The organism is Bacillus aerius (assembly GCF_029894105.1).
Taxonomy (GTDB): domain Bacteria; phylum Bacillota; class Bacilli; order Bacillales; family Bacillaceae; genus Bacillus; species Bacillus altitudinis.
Genome location: NZ_JARYHO010000001.1, coordinates 2,891,413 through 2,907,764, shown reverse-complemented (window position 1 = coordinate 2,907,764; position 16,352 = coordinate 2,891,413). Strand labels below are relative to the sequence as shown.

At 39.6% G+C, this 16,352-nt stretch carries 19 protein-coding genes; 17 read left to right on the top strand and 2 right to left on the bottom strand.

All coding sequences use genetic code 11. The annotated features are described in order from the left end of the window. The first annotated feature begins 1 nt into the window (after position 1). Both M2353_RS15140 and M2353_RS15135 read left to right on the top strand, forming a co-directional pair. The gene (locus tag M2353_RS15140) at positions 2–745 is read left to right on the top strand and encodes a (S)-benzoin forming benzil reductase (RefSeq protein WP_284726010.1); all 744 of its coding nucleotides are present in this window, start codon (positions 2–4) and stop codon (positions 743–745) included. 144 nt (positions 746–889) lie between these two features. Then, on the top strand, positions 890–1,423 hold the full coding sequence (locus tag M2353_RS15135; RefSeq protein ID WP_024719736.1) for an HD domain-containing protein: 534 nt from the start codon (positions 890–892) through the stop codon (positions 1,421–1,423). Here the strand turns inward: M2353_RS15135 and M2353_RS15130 are convergent. Beyond that, on the bottom strand, positions 1,420–2,904 hold the full coding sequence (locus M2353_RS15130) for an esterase/lipase family protein (protein WP_045034544.1): 1,485 nt from the start codon (positions 2,902–2,904) through the stop codon (positions 1,420–1,422). The genes M2353_RS15135 and M2353_RS15130 overlap by 4 nt on opposite strands. A 180-nt stretch (positions 2,905–3,084) precedes the next feature. Between M2353_RS15130 and M2353_RS15125 the strand changes: the two genes are divergently transcribed. The 9 genes from M2353_RS15125 (at position 3,085) to M2353_RS15085 (ending at position 9,467) form a co-directional block, all read left to right on the top strand. Then, entirely contained in the window at positions 3,085–3,321 is a 237-nt protein-coding gene (locus tag M2353_RS15125; RefSeq protein ID WP_003213721.1) for a YuzF family protein, read from the top strand. A 184-nt stretch (positions 3,322–3,505) separates the two neighbouring features. Further along, on the top strand, positions 3,506–4,609 hold the full coding sequence (locus M2353_RS15120; RefSeq protein WP_008345881.1) for an AI-2E family transporter: 1,104 nt from the start codon (positions 3,506–3,508) through the stop codon (positions 4,607–4,609). Positions 4,610–4,677: 68 nt separating this feature from the next. After that, entirely contained in the window at positions 4,678–4,899 is a 222-nt protein-coding gene (locus M2353_RS15115) for a spore germination protein (protein WP_008345880.1), read from the top strand. A gap of 101 nt (positions 4,900–5,000) precedes the next feature. Further along, entirely contained in the window at positions 5,001–5,222 is a 222-nt protein-coding gene (locus tag M2353_RS15110; protein WP_008345878.1) for a spore germination protein, read from the top strand. 95 nt (positions 5,223–5,317) lie between these two features. Continuing rightward, positions 5,318–5,566: a YueH family protein gene (locus M2353_RS15105; protein WP_024719734.1), complete on the top strand. Its 249-nt coding sequence runs from the start codon at positions 5,318–5,320 to the stop codon at positions 5,564–5,566. 27 nt (positions 5,567–5,593) lie between these two features. Then, complete coding sequence (locus tag M2353_RS15100) at positions 5,594–6,001, top strand: YueI family protein (RefSeq protein ID WP_284725656.1); 408 nt, start codon at positions 5,594–5,596, stop codon at positions 5,999–6,001. 60 nt (positions 6,002–6,061) lie between these two features. Beyond that, positions 6,062–6,613 (top strand): cysteine hydrolase family protein, encoded by a 552-nt coding sequence (locus M2353_RS15095; protein WP_008345872.1) that lies wholly within the window; start codon positions 6,062–6,064, stop codon positions 6,611–6,613. A gap of 17 nt (positions 6,614–6,630) precedes the next feature. After that, positions 6,631–8,100: a nicotinate phosphoribosyltransferase gene (locus tag M2353_RS15090; RefSeq protein WP_284725655.1), complete on the top strand. Its 1,470-nt coding sequence runs from the start codon at positions 6,631–6,633 to the stop codon at positions 8,098–8,100. 140 nt (positions 8,101–8,240) lie between these two features. Beyond that, positions 8,241–9,467 (top strand): EAL and HDOD domain-containing protein, encoded by a 1,227-nt coding sequence (locus tag M2353_RS15085; protein WP_035701209.1) that lies wholly within the window; start codon positions 8,241–8,243, stop codon positions 9,465–9,467. Between the two features lie 36 nt (positions 9,468–9,503). Here the strand turns inward: M2353_RS15085 and M2353_RS15080 are convergent, their stop codons facing one another. After that, positions 9,504–9,857 carry a YuzC family spore coat inner layer protein gene (locus tag M2353_RS15080; RefSeq protein ID WP_017367963.1) on the bottom strand — a complete coding sequence of 118 codons (354 nt, stop codon included), beginning with the start codon at positions 9,855–9,857 and terminating at the stop codon, positions 9,504–9,506. A gap of 505 nt (positions 9,858–10,362) precedes the next feature. Between M2353_RS15080 and degQ the strand changes: the two genes are divergently transcribed. From degQ to comA, 6 genes are all read left to right on the top strand, one after another. Next, the gene (gene degQ, locus M2353_RS15075; protein ID WP_003213123.1) at positions 10,363–10,503 is read left to right on the top strand and encodes a degradation enzyme regulation protein DegQ; all 141 of its coding nucleotides are present in this window, start codon (positions 10,363–10,365) and stop codon (positions 10,501–10,503) included. 125 nt (positions 10,504–10,628) lie between these two features. Next, positions 10,629–11,981, top strand: a complete 1,353-nt coding sequence (locus M2353_RS15070) for an IS1182 family transposase (RefSeq protein ID WP_096880954.1) — start codon at positions 10,629–10,631, stop codon at positions 11,979–11,981. 246 nt (positions 11,982–12,227) lie between these two features. Further along, positions 12,228–13,151, top strand: a complete 924-nt coding sequence (locus M2353_RS15065; protein ID WP_342394149.1) for a polyprenyl synthetase family protein — start codon at positions 12,228–12,230, stop codon at positions 13,149–13,151. Then, positions 13,129–13,299, top strand: a complete 171-nt coding sequence (gene comX, locus M2353_RS15060) for a competence pheromone ComX (protein ID WP_017358941.1) — start codon at positions 13,129–13,131, stop codon at positions 13,297–13,299. The genes M2353_RS15065 and comX overlap by 23 nt, the downstream gene beginning before the upstream one ends. 13 nt (positions 13,300–13,312) lie before the next feature. Then, positions 13,313–15,619: a sensor histidine kinase gene (locus tag M2353_RS15055; protein ID WP_073412603.1), complete on the top strand. Its 2,307-nt coding sequence runs from the start codon at positions 13,313–13,315 to the stop codon at positions 15,617–15,619. Between the two features lie 80 nt (positions 15,620–15,699). Then, a complete protein-coding gene (gene comA, locus M2353_RS15050; RefSeq protein WP_007500477.1) occupies positions 15,700–16,341 on the top strand; it encodes a two-component system response regulator ComA in 642 nt (213 codons plus the stop codon). Positions 16,342–16,352 lie beyond the last annotated feature (11 nt).

Genomic DNA, 16,352 nt, shown 5'->3' with positions numbered 1-16,352 from the left:
CATTCGAATTTCAATCGTCACAGGCGGATCAAAAGGATTTGGTTTAGCACTTGTCAAACAGCTACTTTCACGCGGGGATAACGTGTATACCGCTGCAAGAAGTGAGTCGCCACTATCCCATCCACACCTCACGCATTCACAGGTCAATCTCACTGATGAGGAATCGGCTGCAAAGTGGCTTCAGGGCATCTTGTCCTCGCAAACTCTCGCAGACGCTGATGACGTCTTGCTTGTCAATAATGCAGGAATGGTCACTCCTATCAAGCGTGCAGGGCAAGGCGGAGAAGATACGCTTCATCAGCATTATACGCTGAACCTTGTCATCCCTGTTTTGCTCAGTCATGTGTTTGTGAGAGAGACACAATCTCTTGAAGGGAAGAAAACCATCGTGCATCTTTCTTCTGGAGCAGCTAAAAATCCGTACAAAGGATGGAGTGCCTATTGTAGCTCAAAAGCAGGGCTTGATATGTTTATGAGGACTTTACATGAGGAACAACAGGACGAAGCATATCCTGTCACCACGTTTTCCTTTTCACCCGGTACGATTGATACGGATATGCAGGGAGAGATTCGGAAATCCTCCAAACAGGACTTTGAACAAATTGAGCGGTTTCAGCAATTATATGAAACAGGTACGCTAAAGAGCCCAGATGAAGTGGCCGGTATTTTACTCGACCTTCTGGCAGATGACCCAGCTGGCGGTTGTGTATACGATGCCCGTGAGTATGGAAAAAAGCAGTCATAACGGCTGCTTTTTTCGTATTGTACAAGCAAAGACAGCTTATTGAGCATAAGCTAATCTTGAGACTCATCGGAAATATGACAGAACATTTGAGTTTCTTTTCAGAATATGTTAGGATGCTAAAAATATAGATAAGGAGGGGTTTCCATGAGAAAGGTTACATTAATGGATGTTTACACCCATCCAGTCGCTCAAAAATATTTAAATCGTTCAGGAAAAGCCCACGCCATTGCTTGTGCTTATCACGCATTCAAACTGGCGATGCAGGCGGGGATTAACCCGGATCTTGCTGTGAAAGCAGCACTCTTGCATGACATAGGCCACTATGAATGGTATACAGCAGGCGGAGAATGGGATTACGAGACATATAGACGGAATGATATTCATGCCATTAAAGGTGCAGAGCGGGCACATAAACTGCTCATACGGCTCGGCGAGGAACCAAAAGCAGCCAAAGAGATTGCCCTTGCGATTTTGCTTCACACAGATTCATATTTGCCAGAGGGCGACCTGGATAAGGACACACTCCAGCAAATTGTGAAGAAAGCAGATGAAATGGACGAAGAGCCTGGTGGACACCATCATTACAGACAAATAGATGAATCACTTGCGCTCAAAAAAATTGCTGATTTGGATGAGAAGGTGCAGCAGGCGCTTCAGCCCATGAAACGCTCTGTTTAATATGGAATATCTCCATGAATCGTTCCGTGCTGATCCACATACAATGTGCGAATCACAGTACGGTTAAATGCCGATGTCCCTGACGCAGTGAGACCTGTGTAATGAACCGTGACGGAATAAGCACCTTCTTTTTTCAATTGAACGGCTGATGAAGAGCTCGTTTTCAGTGGATGATCCTTCTCGGCATCTTTAAAATAAATGGTCTCTACAGTTTTGCTTAATCGTTTAATCAGCTTGCTTGAATGTGTCGATGCATCTCCTGATTTCGCTGCAGCGATTTTGATTTCTTCATTCAATGGTGAATCAAAGGATACAAGTAGCAAATAAGGATCCTTTTTTCCTGAATTTGATCGAATCGTCCATTTTCCTGGAACGGGTTTATTGATTTGCACATGGTGTGAATAGGCGCCTTCATATGGGAATGATGCTTCCGATGTCGTCAAATTGGTTAAGACATCGCCATTTGGCGCAACGATTTCCGGATTGGCTTCCTGTCTTTCATTTAACCACTGAATCGATAGGCCATTCGTTCCTTCCTCTACATAGAACGCTTCTGTTTTATCCTTTTCACTTTCTCCACCTTTCACATAAACGTTTGTATTTAGCTCCGAAGAGACTGGTTCTTGCTCTTGTTCGTCTTCGCTTTCAGCGCTTGCGGTACTTGCACGCAGCTGTGCCTGAAATACGGGGAACATGCTTGTGCCGTTTTTGATCGAAAAGTGATCCCACTTTCCTGTTAAAATATTGTTTGCATATGCTAGCTTTGTGCTGCTGACTGTCACAGCGCCATCGTTTGCACCAAAGCTTTTTAAATACATGCCGCCTAAATAAAGTACTCCGCCAAAGGTTCCCCATTCTGAACCAGAATAGGTCACATATTTATGAGGAAACGTCTCCAGCCGGTCGGTTTCACTTCGAAAAGCTGCCATCATCCCGGTTTGCAGAGAATAGAGCGCGTCGCTCTTTTGTCCAAGGATTTGCGCAAGCCAGCTTCCGCCTTTGCTATAGGCTAAATCCGCAAGCGGCGTCCCATAATGTGGAGAGCCAAGTGTGATGACTTTCTCTACATATGGATGAGCGTTGTAATACACGAGTGCAGCCTGCGTATCCACTCCGCCTTTACTATGACCGATTATGATCAGTTTTCTGCCGAAAAATTCATAGATTTCTTTTAACTTTTCTGCTAATAGTTTCCCATTCTTTTTCATGTCCTGATCTGGATATAAATCTATGAACGCGCTTTCGTATCCGTTCAGAACAGCTTGTTTTGCCATATCGTTTCGATCAGACCATGTGGAGGAAGAACTGTTTATGCCATGTACAAAAACAAGTGGGGGTTTTGACAGGTCTTTTTGTACCGGTTCTTCTCCTTTAAACCACTTCCCTGGTGTACCAGGTGCATCTCCAATTGTGCCTGCGTGCGCATAACTTGCAGAGGATAGTAAGAGCATGACAGCAACGATACAGATTAATTTTTTCAAGATCATTCACCTCTTCAAATAATTTAAGATGTTGGCAGCACCAATCTATTATACTTCTAAAAATTGCAAAAAAATACGGAATGTAAAAATACGGTAATAATGTTGTAGGTTTGCTGAGTGACACTCACATGGGTCATTGCATACGCTGTGGGTAAATACACAAGTAAAGGGGCAGGTAGCATGGCACAACAAGGAAGTCCACAGCTTGTTTCATTAGTTGATCCATATGTTTATCAAACATTGCAGAAAGTAGTCGGTATGAGATTGATTGTTCAAACAGTGAAAGATACAGTACGTGGAAAGTTGAAGGAAGTGATGCCGGATCATATTGTGATTGAGGCGGGGGCAAAATCAGTGTTTTATGTGCGGATCCAGCAAATCGTGTCGGTGATGCCTGATCACAGTGAAAGAGTGTAACAAGCAGACGCACAGGTGTCTGCTTTTTTCAATGCTTACAGAATGTATATCTGGAAAAAGTGCATGATATACCAATTGTTCTTTTTTTTTCAAAAAATATGGTTCTAAAACAAGAAGCAGTTGACAGAAGGTGGGTTGAATAGTAGTTTTTTAATAAGGTCAATACGTAACAGGAGGAGCATCTTTGTTAAAATCTAAAGTTCATTTTTGGACATTCCAAATATTACTGGTTTTACTGATTGTGTACGTATCAACAAAAGTTTCGTTTTTATTTCAGCCGATCATTTTATTTGCTTCAACGTTGTTTGTTCCTATTTTACTGGCAGGTATTCTCTTTTTCATCTTTAATCCGATTGTTCGATTTTTGTCGAAGAAGATACCTAGGACGCTCGCCATTCTGATTATTTATCTTCTATTCATCGGGCTTATCACGTTTGTTGTCAATGCTGCTGGACCTGTCATTGTCACGCAGGTGGGTGGACTTGTCAAAAGCTTCCCGGGGTATGTCACGGACATGCAGAAATTTATCAACGACTTCTCGCATTCTAAAACATTTACGTGGATGATGAACCAAGATTATGTGTCTGTTTCAAAGTTTGAACAGTCGATCGTTTCGACATTAAAAGATTTACCGGAAAATATTGCTTCAAGTATGTCGGCGGTGTTTGGCGTGATTGCGAATATTGCCCTCGCTGTCATTACCGTTCCATTCATTTTATTTTACATGCTAAAAGACGGGCATAAGTTTCCGGACAAGCTCGTTCAATTTTTGCCAATGCCTTACCGTAAGGAAGGATTGAAGATTTTTAAAGAATTAAACGATACGCTTGCTGCTTACATACAAGGGCAAATCGTTGTTTGTTTATTTGTCGGAGTTGCTTGTTTTATCGGATACTTATTAATTGGTGTGAAATATGCGCTCATTCTCGGCATCATTATTGCGGTGACAAACGTCATTCCATATCTTGGGCCATATCTTGGTGCGGCACCAGCTGTGCTCATTGCTTTTCTTGATTCGCCTGGAAAAGCGGTTGTGACTGTTATTGTCATTCTTGTTGTTCAGCAGATCGATGGAAACGTCATTTCTCCATTGATCATTGGAAAACGTCTCAACACACATCCGTTAACAATTATCTTGCTATTAATTGGGGCAGGAAGTTTTGGCGGAATCCTTGGCATGATTTTTGCCGTCCCTGTCTATGCGCTGCTGAAAGCCATCACACTCAATATTGTCAGATTGGTTCAGCTGCGTCAGCGCTCTCGAAAAGAACAGCATTTAAACGTTTAGGGCAGATGCACAACTTTTCCCTTTTTGCATAACATAACTCACATAAGCGAATAGGGAGGAGAAGGAAGATGCCTGCGATTGTTGGACCCATCCATATTGAGTCTTTAGGCGGAAACGGCTCGGCTACTTTTGGTGACGTTCTCGCCATTGCCCCTTTGGCTGTAGATCACTCGACCGGTGGAGCGGGAGCTTTTAATTCAGGTGATTATATGTCCCTGACAAGCGATCCGAATGCCACCATGCTTTGGGACTTTACACTGTTTGGCCAGCCTCAATCATTTAATGCATAAAAGACAGCTGATCATAGGACATATCAGCTGTCTTTTTTATGTTGGATAGACACGTATTGTTCCGCTAGGCATATGATGAGGGTAGTAAAGGTGGTGGAAAGATGCCAGCAATTGTTGGACCCATTCATATTGACCGTGTCATAGGAAACGGTTCTGCACATTTCGGCGATGTGTTTGCCATTTCGCCAAAAAGTGTGGATCATTCCGCTGGTGGTTCAGGCACCTATAATGCAGGAGATTTTGTTCAATTCTTCAACAATCCGAACGTCACATTTGTTTGGGATTCAAACCTGATCAGCCAGCAAAAGAGCTTTAACGCATAGCCAGCTTTGAAAGGGTCTCCTTTTCAGAAGCTGTCTTTTTTTATGGTACAATGGATAGAAGAAGGAAGAAGAAAAAGGGGGGTAAAACACATCAAATGAAAATAAGAAAAGCGCATCTGACAAGCGGGCAACCAACAACCTACAATGTATATTTACATGAAAATAAAAAAGAATATAAAACGCTTGTCGCTGTACCTGACATAGAATGGAGTATTTCTATTGCGTATGAAGACGAAAAAACGCAGCTTGAGCAAGCACTAGAACAATCTTTAAACAAAAGAGTAGAAATAGACGAAGCCCGTGAACTTGCACAAAAAATTGTGCACTGGGTCACAGAAATGTAAATTCAGAAACCAGGAGTGAACACAGCAATGAAAGAAGAATCCGTAGACTTTTATTTGCAGCAAGGGATATTTGGACATGCTGAAACAAAACCAGATGAACGAAGAATGTTTCTCGGCTCATTAAGAGAACGTGCTCTTCTCGCTCTGACAAAAGGGCAAGTATCGAGACATAAATCGTATCAAGAGGTAGAGCAAGTATTGAAGGCAAACCGAGAGGCCACTGTTCTTTTAAATGGTGAATTGTCATATGCTTCTTATTCTCCATATGTCAAAATGGCAAATGCTGCTAGTTGTTCTTTTAAAGTGGTCAACCATCACGAGTCACATTCACCTTTTGGGCTTGTGATAGAGGTGCCGCATGCGATCAATCAAGAGCATATCTATATAGAAGATGAGCTTTTTCAAAAAGCTTTTTCTCGTGAATCTGTTGAATAGGTTTCCCTAGTGAAATGAATAAGCTATAATGATTCAAAAGAGCATATGGGAGAGATGCGGATGGGCAAAGCATTGATTTGTATTGATTATACAGTTGATTTTGTTGCAGACGATGGAAAACTGACGTGCGGAAAGCCTGGACAGGCGATTGAGTCGAAGATCACAGAGATCACTTCTTCATTTATTGATGAAGGACACTTTGTTGTTTTTGCCGTCGATCATCATGAAGAGCAAGATCCATATCATCCAGAGACAAAGTTATTTCCGCCCCATAATATTCGCGGGACAGAAGGAATTGAACTTTACGGAAAACTAAGTTCACTATTTCACACGTCAACACATTTAAATCATGTCTATTATATGGAAAAAACAAGATACTCTGCTTTTGCAGGCACTCAATTAGAAATGAAACTGCGCGAGCGTGGCATCACTGAACTTCACCTAGCCGGAGTGTGTACCGATATTTGTGTACTTCATACAGCTGTTGATGCGTACAATAAAGGCTTTGAACTTGTGATTCATGAGAATGCCGTAGCGAGTTTTAATGAAGCGGGGCACGAGTGGGCACTTTCTCACTTTGAGCATACGCTTGGTGCGAAAGTGGTTAAGTAAGGGAAGGAGAATGGAAGTTGGAGCATCGGTTTATTGACGACAGTTTATCACTACATACAGATCTTTATCAAATTAACATGGCAGAAACGTATTGGAGAGACGGCATTCATGAGAAGAAGGCAGTCTTCGAACTCTTCTTTAGAAAGCTTCCATTTGACAACGGCTTCGCTGTATTTGCTGGTTTAGAGAAAGCGATTGAATATTTATCGGACTTCTCCTTCACCGAGAGCGACCTTGCATATTTAAAAGATGAACTCGGTTATAAAAGCGATTTCATTGAATACTTAAGCGGATTGTCTTTTACAGGGACACTTCATTCAATGCGAGAAGGAGAAATTGTCTTTGCGAATGAACCTATTATGCGCATCGAGGCAACACTTGTTGAAGCGCAGCTAATTGAAACGGCACTTCTCAACATCGTGAACTTCCAGACGCTAATTGCAACAAAGGCGGCTCGTATTAAAGGAATCATTGAAGATGAGACAGCATTAGAATTCGGAACAAGACGTGCGCATGAAATGGATGCAGCCATGTGGGGAGCAAGAGCAGCACTGATCGGCGGATTTCAGGCGACAAGTAATGTCCGTGCAGGGAAACGCTTCAATATTCCCGTATCAGGCACACATGCCCATGCCCTTGTACAAGCATATCGCGACGAATATACTGCATTTAGAAAATATGCCGAAACACATACAGACTGTGTCTTTTTAGTGGATACATATGATACGGTCAGATCAGGCATTCCAAATGCGATTAAGGTAGCGAAAGAATTCGGTGATAAAATCAACTTTATTGGGGTCAGACTTGATAGTGGAGACCTTGCCTACTTGTCTAAAAAGGCGAGAACGATGCTGGATGAAGCTGGATTCCATGACGCCAAAGTCATTGCATCAAGCGATCTTGATGAACACACCATTATGAACTTAAAAGCACAAGGTGCAAAAATTGATGTATGGGGTGTTGGAACGAAACTGATTACCGCATTCGATCAGCCAGCTCTTGGTGCTGTATATAAGCTTGTATCGATTGAAGAAAACGGTCAGATGAATGACACGATCAAAATTTCTTCTAACCCAGAGAAAGTGACAACACCAGGCCGTAAACGAGTGTATCGCATTATCAATCAATTGAATCATCACTCTGAGGGAGACTACATTGCCCTTGAAGAAGAAGATGTTCAAAGTGAAGATAAGCTGAAAATGTTCCATCCAGTTCATACATTTATCAGCAAATTTGTGACAAATTTTGTGGCAAAGGACCTTCATGTCCCAATTTTTGAACAAGGGAAGCTGGTGTATGATAATCCAGATATCAAAACGATTCAAGCATATGTGCAGGACAGTCTCGGACTCTTCTGGGAGGAATACAAACGAATCAGCAAACCAGAAGAATACCCAGTCGATTTGAGTCAAAAATGCTGGGATAATAAGATGCAGTTTATCCATGATGTGAAAAATAAAATCAAAAAAGAGCTTTATGAAAGCTGATTACCCCGGGAAAGGAGATCATCAAGCCAGATGGTCTCTTTTTTTTCATGTTGGACGATTCAAAATGAACCTTATGGGCAATCATTTGGTATACTGAAAGCACATCTTGTTTGTCATTGCATAAAGGAGGAATGGAGCAGTTGAGGGTGTTTGTTGCAAGGCAGCCTATTTTTAACAGAAAAGAACAAGTCGTATCATACGAGCTGCTTTATAGAGATAGTGAAACCAATACATATAGCGCTGAGGATGGTGATCAAGCGACAACGGACCTCATTATCAATAGTTTTTTAAACATTGGCATCGAAACACTGACAGAAGGAAAACGATGCTACATCAATTTCACCGAAAGCTTGCTTTCGTCTGATCTGCTCACTTATTTTGATCCACATCAGCTTGTGATCGAAATATTAGAAAATGTACCGATTACCCCGGCACTTATTATGAGATGTAAGCAATTAAAAAAGTGGGGATACACGATTGCGCTCGATGATTTCTTTCTGAGCGGAACACATTTTCATGACAAGTTACTCGATGAACTCCTCTATTGCATTGATATTTTAAAAATTGATTTTCTGAAAACAACATGTGAAGAACGAAGAGACATTTTACATACATATAAAAAGTATCGACTTCGATTCCTTGCTGAAAAGGTAGAAACGCGAAAAGAATATGAAGAAGCGTTAGAAGCTGGCTTCCATTTGTTTCAAGGATATTTCTTTAGTGAGCCGCACGTCATTTCGGGACGAGCCTTATCGACTAGCTTCCACGCATACCATCAGCTATTGAATGAGCTAAGCAAGGAGCAGCCGAATATTCAGACCGTGACGCACTTTATAGAAAGTGATCTTTCCCTTTCATATCAATTATTAAAAATGCTGAATTCTGGAGGCATGAGACGTCTTTATCAAATCAAGAGCATTCGTCAGGCGATTATCCTGCTTGGGTTTAATGAAATACGGCGATGGATCTTTATCCTTTCATTTAAAGAACTGAATGTCCAAGCCAACTCAAGCCAAAAGGAAATCATCAAAATGTCGTTCATTCGTGCCAAAACGTGTGAACTCATTGCTAGTCGGACTGAACGAGAGCATCCCGCTTCTTATATGCTGACAGGTATGTTTTCACTCATTGATACGCTTGTCAGGGCGGACATTACTGAACTTGTGAAAGAACTGCCTCTTTCGGATGAAGTAGGTGAGGCACTGCTTGGCTATGAAAATGACTATTTCCTTGTGTTAGACGTTGCCAAACGTATTGAACGAAATGAATGGGATGATGAAATGTTAGGTGGAAGTCTCCCTAAACAGGAAGCCTACGGCTGTTATATAGAAGCCATTGAATGGTGTCATAAAATGTTTGAATCTTAAGAAAAGCCGCTCACACTAGAGCGGCTTCTTTCTTTGTTATCCCCACTGTAAAAGTAGAAAAAGCCTGCTGGAAGAGAGGGATAAGTAGATGCGGATGCCTTCTGGACTAAAGCGGATATCGATATTGCTTTTCACCCCAATCTGCTTCAGCATTCGAATCACACTTGCGGTGTCAGCACGTTCAGCAGCTTCCATGATTCGCTGTCCAAACGAAAGCGAACCGGAAATCTGCTGTGTAATGAGGGATGCATCAGCCACGAGACGGGTTGATTCCTTTGCAGCCTTTTGAAACGCATGAGCATCTACTGGAGGAAAAGTCATGGGTGTTCGCGGGTATGCGTTCCCTATTGCGGGAACCTGCAAAGGCGGATAAGGAACATAGTAAAACACATGGTCACCTCTTCTCTCATTGAAGTGAATTTGGACGGATATCTGTTCTAAATGTATGAAGAAAATCCGAATAAAGAATCAAAATGATCTTTCTACCTTTGCATATTCATCATAAAAATAGGTACTTTTGCGGTCAATTTCGGTGAATGTCGCCAAAAAATTGCGGTGTCTACAGTAGAGCCTGTCGTCTGACCTATAACATGAAAAACCGAGGAAACAGAGGGGATCGTACGTTCTGTATCACGAGAATTGTGACGAATGATGCCTGTTCATGTCGCAAAAATGACGTATTTCCTTTGAAATTGAGATAAAAGTATCATTTGAAAAGTCTGAAAATGATGAAAAAAGACCTATTGAATTTTGCGGTATCACGCACACATTTTGTGCATACTTTTCGGTGAAAAAATACTCAATAGCATTTACACTGTTAGTAACAGATCAAATACTTATGACCCAATCAACATACACAAATACATTGATCTTCCAAAAAAGGAGAGTGGAATCGATGGAAAAGTATGAAATCGAAGAACTTAAACAACTATTATGGAAACTTGAAAACGAAATTAGAGAAACAACGGCTTCTCTTCATAACATTAACAAAAGCATTGATCAATACGACAAATATGAATATGTGAAAATTTCTTAAAGACTTGATAACCATCAAGTCTTCAGGCTGTCGAGAAAATCTCGACAGCTTTATTTTTTTCCTTAAAATTTACATCTCCTCATTTTATAATAGAGAAAAGCCCACTAAAGGAAGGTGTTTTTCTCATGTTCCACACTAGAAATTCTTCTCAGCACGAAGCTGAATTTGTATTGCTAGATCAACTGGTCGAAGAGGATCACCTGCTTCGTAAAATTGATCAGTACATTGATTTTTCATTTATCGTAGATAAAGTAAGACCGTATTATAGCGAGAATAAAGGTCGTCCTTCTCTTGATCCACTTATTTTGTTCAAAATGATGTTTATCGGATACCTGTACGGTATCCGTTCTGAAAGACAACTTGAAAAAGAAATTTACTATAACATGGCGTATAGATGGTTTTTAGGTTTGAACATCAATGACCCCGTTCCTCATCACTCGACCATTAGCTGGAATCGTCGTACTCGATTCAAAGATACAACGATTTTTCAAGACATTTTCGACGAGATTGTGCTTCAAGCTATCAATCATGATATGGTAGGAGGCCGCGTTCTTTTTACTGATTCAACTCATCTTAAAGCCAATGCCAATAAACATAAATATATGAGAAAAACGATTGAACAAGATACCCAGAACTATATAAATGATTTAGAAGAAGCGATCCAAGAAGATCGGGTGGCACACGGAAAAAAGCCCTTAAAGGTAAAAGAGGAGGTGAAAACGGAAAAAGACATTCGTCAAAGTACGACTGATCCTGAAAGTGGCTATCTTTATCGTGAAAACAAACCGGAAGGCTTTTTCTACCTAGACCACCGTACAACGGATATGAAGTACAATATCATCACGGATGCCCACATCACGCCCGGTAATGTCCATGATTCTGTTCCGTATCTTGATCGGTTGGATCACCAAATCGCACGATTTGGTTTTCAAGTAGAAGCTGTTGCCCTTGATTCTGGTTATTTGACGACCCCAATCTGTAAAGGTTTATCAGATCGCCGTATTTTTGGTGTCATCGCACATAGACGCTTTCATCCAACAAGAGGTTTATTTGAGAAGTGGAAATTCAAGTATGACTCTGAACATGATCATTACATATGCCCAAATGGTGAGAAGCTATTATATACAACAACTGATCGAAAGGGTTATCGATTCTACAAATCAGATCCTAAAAAATGTGCATCGTGTTCTTTTCTTGAAAGATGCACAAGGTCGAAAAATCATCAAAAAGTCATCTCAAGACACATATGGGAAGAACATAAAGAAAAGATCAGACAAAATCGTCTATCTGTCTCTGGAAAAGAGCTATATAAAAAAAGAAAAGAAAAAATAGAGCGAAGCTTTGCAGATTCAAAACAACTGCACGGGCTTCGCTACTGCCGGTTGAGGGGAAAACAAAATGTGAGTGAGCAAGTTCTTCTCACAGCTGCCTGTCAGAACATGAAGAAGATTGCCACACATCTAGCGAAGCTAGGTTAGGTGTGTGGGAGGCCTTTTTCATTCAATCTCATCCATCATCATTACGATGAAAATAAAAAAGATTGTAGAAAAACATGAGTTTCTCTACAATCTGAAGACTTGATAACCATCAAGTCTTTTTTTTATCCAAATACATACAAAAAAAGGATATATTATTATATAATTGTTAAATAGTGATGTCAGTGGACATTTGCTTATTTCTTTTTAGTAAAATAAGAGGCGAGAGGGTGAGGATCAAGATCGAGTATGCTAAACTATCTAGAGAATACAAAAATCAAGCAGAAAATGTCTGATTTTATTCAACATGCAGTCAGGCAAAATGATTTACAAAAGCTGCTTCTCGAATTTACAGATATAAAGAATGAATTTCCTTTTGGGCAATTGGCTTACCAACATTATGAGGCATTTGGCGGACAAGACAAGCAAGCGATTACAAAACTGGCAGCAGGGATTGAACTTCTCATCTTATCTGCCGATATATTAGATGATATTGAAGATCAGGATAATGATTCGTATCCTTGGATGAAATGTCAGAGCGGAATTGCGATTAATGCGGCGAATGTTCTCTTTGCATTGAGTTTTGATGTGTTTTCAAAGCTTGATCATGGAGCGAAGCTTTTAAACAATGTATATTCTTATTCCATTCAGTCAATGCAAGGGCAGCATATAGATATGACACTGGAGCCAGAGAATGAGCAGGATTGTTTAAATATCATGAAGTTAAAAGCAGGGTCACTGTTTGTATTACCTTGTGTGTTAGGTGTTGTTTTGGCAACAGGTTCTTTTGAAAAGAAGGTAGAAGAATATGCTTATTACCTAGGAATGGCGGAACAGCTTGAAAATGACTATCTAGGTCTTTTTAATAAAGATAATATTGACTTTAAAAGAATGCAAACATTACCGCTAGTTTACTTGAAAAATGAGTTTAATCCATCTAGTTCAGACTTGCTCAGTTATTTTCAATCAAAGGATAAGAGTGCCGGCTCTGAAGAATTAAAGGATAAATTAAAAAAATCTGGTGCTCAACAATATGTATTTATTATGAGAAACCTTCTCAGAAATAAGTTTAAAGAAGCATTCAAGAAACTACATTTAGAGGCTTCAAAAAAGAAAAAACTGATACTTTTTTTAATTGGAGATGGAGAAGATGAAAATTCAGGAATTGGTTAGTTATTTAGTGGAGAATCCTTCAACATTAAATCAAATCGCTAATGGGAACGCATCATTGCTTCACGTTGATCAAGAAACTGCAAGTATTATTGTTGACGGATTCCAGAAAGAAGACGTTATTAAAGCAATCATATGGGCAACTGCTTGAGTAGATAAATATTATGAGAAAGTTTTACTCTAAGTTAACAGTTATATTAGTTATCCTTAGCTTCATCTATGTGATTTACATCTCTTATATCAACGTATTTAATATTTTTGTTGGAGCAGCTGTTAAGGAAAATAGTCACGGTCAACTTGAGGTAGTGGATGTCGATAATTTTACAGATAGCTATCTAGCTGGAGTTAGGAAAGGCGATATCATACTTGAAGTGAATGGGAATAAAAAGCCAGTTGAAGAAGTTAAAAGAGGTTTTTTAGCTAATGTTAAAAGTTTAGTCGTTGATAGACATGGTGATAAAATTGATTTAGAGAATGTAAGGTTATTGAGTCAAGCGAATCTGTTTATTTATCTAATACCAGTCATTCTTTATTCCATCTGTCTATTTTGTATATTTATGATTTTAAAAATGAATAAAGCAAACCAAAAAGAGTCAGCTTATATTTTAGCTTTATTTCTTTTGGCTGTGTCTATAGGTTATGTAAGTTCTGGTGGTTCTGGAAAAGGAGAGGCTATCAGTCGTATTCTTGTAATCGTTACAATGAATATTGTACCTCCACTATATATGCACTTTATGTATCAATATTTAAAAGAATTAGGAACAGAGATTATTCGTCGTCGAGTTCTTTTTTATTTGTATCTAGTTCCAGTTACTAACGTTTTATTAGTTTTATTCTATAAAAATAAAGCAGGACCAGTAGATCTATTAGCATATGTCAATTTACTTTCATTTTTTGTTCTGGCTTTCCTTTCGATTATTATCACTATAAGGGCTGCTAAAAAATTGAAAGACAATGAAGTCAGCAATGTACTTCGAGCATTTGCACTCATTTTAATCTCAGCATTCAGTCCATTCATGCTATTTTTTATCATTCCTTATTTTTTTGGTATATATTTTATTTCACCTTATGTTGTTGCATCGTTTGTTCTTTTAATTCCTTTTTTCTTAGTCTATCAATTTATGTCAAATAAACTGTATAATGTTGATTTCTTTATGGGGAGGATTAAATACTACGGTTTTTTAGCGATTACACCAACAATACTAGTGGTTGTTATTTTTGATTTTATTCAAAAGCCAAATGCAAATTTCTATACAGTGAAATTTACGATTATCACGTACATTCTTATGCTCACCGTCTTCTACTTTAAAGAAATTATCGATTTCCGTTTTCGCCTGAAGCGTTTTTCGGAAAAGCATAATTATCAGGACAGCGTTTTTAAATTTACACAGCTTATTCGTGAGGCGTCATCACTTCATCAAGTATTGTATCATTTAAAATACACCATCTTAGAAGTACTTGTTGTGAACAAAGCCTTTGTGCTTGAAGTGAAGGCAGATGGACAAATTGTTGAAATTGATGAATCAATAGAAGAAAGCCAGCTATGGAAAGAGTATGTGGATCAATTTCAAGATATTTTAGGTGAAGTTGGTAAAATCATCGGGTTGGATAAAGGATTCATGATGAAAATTGGTGAGCGGGGCGGTCACTCGTTTGTGATTTGCTGTTTATCAAATTTACGGACACCTAAGCTGACCCGCGATGAAATCTCATGGCTGAAAACATTGGCATTTTACACAAGTGTCAGTTTAGAAAATGTCGTCAAGATTGAAGAATTGATGGAGCATCTTGAGGATTTGAAACAGCGGGAAGCCAATCCCGCCTGGCTGAAGAAAGTCATGTTCGCCATGGAAGAGAAGCAGCGCTCAGATTTAGCGAGGGATCTTCATGATTCTGTGCTGCAGGATTTGATTTCACTGAAGAGACAGTCCGAGATGTTCTTAACCAATTTCCAAAACAACCAATGCCCAACATCTATTGAAAATTCATTGATCTCATGGAATGAACAAATGTCTAAGGTGATTCAAACCACGAGAGAAACATGTCATGAACTTCGGCCGCAGCTCCTCTATGATTTGGGGTTAGTGAAGGCAATTTCGAAGCTGACTTCGCAAATTCAAGAGGAAGCGCCATTTCATATTAGACTGAATACAACCCGCTTTGATAAAGAACTGGACATTGATATTGACTCACAGCTGAATATTTACCGGATTGTGCAGGAGCTGTTATCCAATGCGTTGAAGCATTCTAAGGCCAGCCAAGTCTTAGTGATGCTCATTTGTATTAAAGATCAAGTTGTTCTCCATTATGAGGACGATGGAGTCGGATTTGATGCAAGCCAGCTTGATCAGCACACGATGAGCATGGGTCTTTCTGGCATAAGGGAACGAGTCAAAGCTCTAAATGGAAAGCTTCAAATTCACACAGCACCTGAAAAAGGGCTCAAGGTGAAAATTGAAATGGAATTGTAACGATTTCTTAAGGAATAAGACTTGGCATCTGCCAAGTCTTTTATATAAAATGGAAGTGAGTGATTTAAAGGGAGGAAGACATGAAGAAGATATTGGTCATTGATGATCATCCGGCTGTCATGGAAGGGACAAAAAGCATATTAGAATCAGATCAGCAGCTATCAGTCGATTGTTTAAGTCCTGATGCAGAAGGCGCCTTTTTAAAGACGCATGACTTTTCCATCTATGATGTGATCTTGATGGATTTAAATCTCGGGGATATCAATGGAATGGACATTGCCAAACAAATTCTAGAAACGAATCAACAAGTGAAAATTATCATTTATACAGGATATGAAGTAGATGATTATTTTGAAGAGGCCATTCGAGCTGGATTGCATGGTGCAATAAGTAAAACAGAGACAAAAGACAAAATCATTGAATACATACACCGCACATTGCAAGGAGAAGTTGTCATTCAGCTATCCTATTTAAAGAAATTAATTTCACAGCAGCAAGAGAAGCCAGAACAGGCGCAGCAGACGGATCATGAGCTGTTAACAGAGCGTGAATGTTTAATCTTAAGAGAAGTGGAAAAAGGGTACACAAACCAAGAGATCGCCGATGTGCTTCATTTGAGCAAACGCTCGATTGAATACAGTTTGACCTCCATCTTTAATAAGCTGAATGTTGGATCTCGAACAGAAGCGGTGTTAATTGCAAAATCGGAAAGTGTCCTGTAAACGTGTGAAGG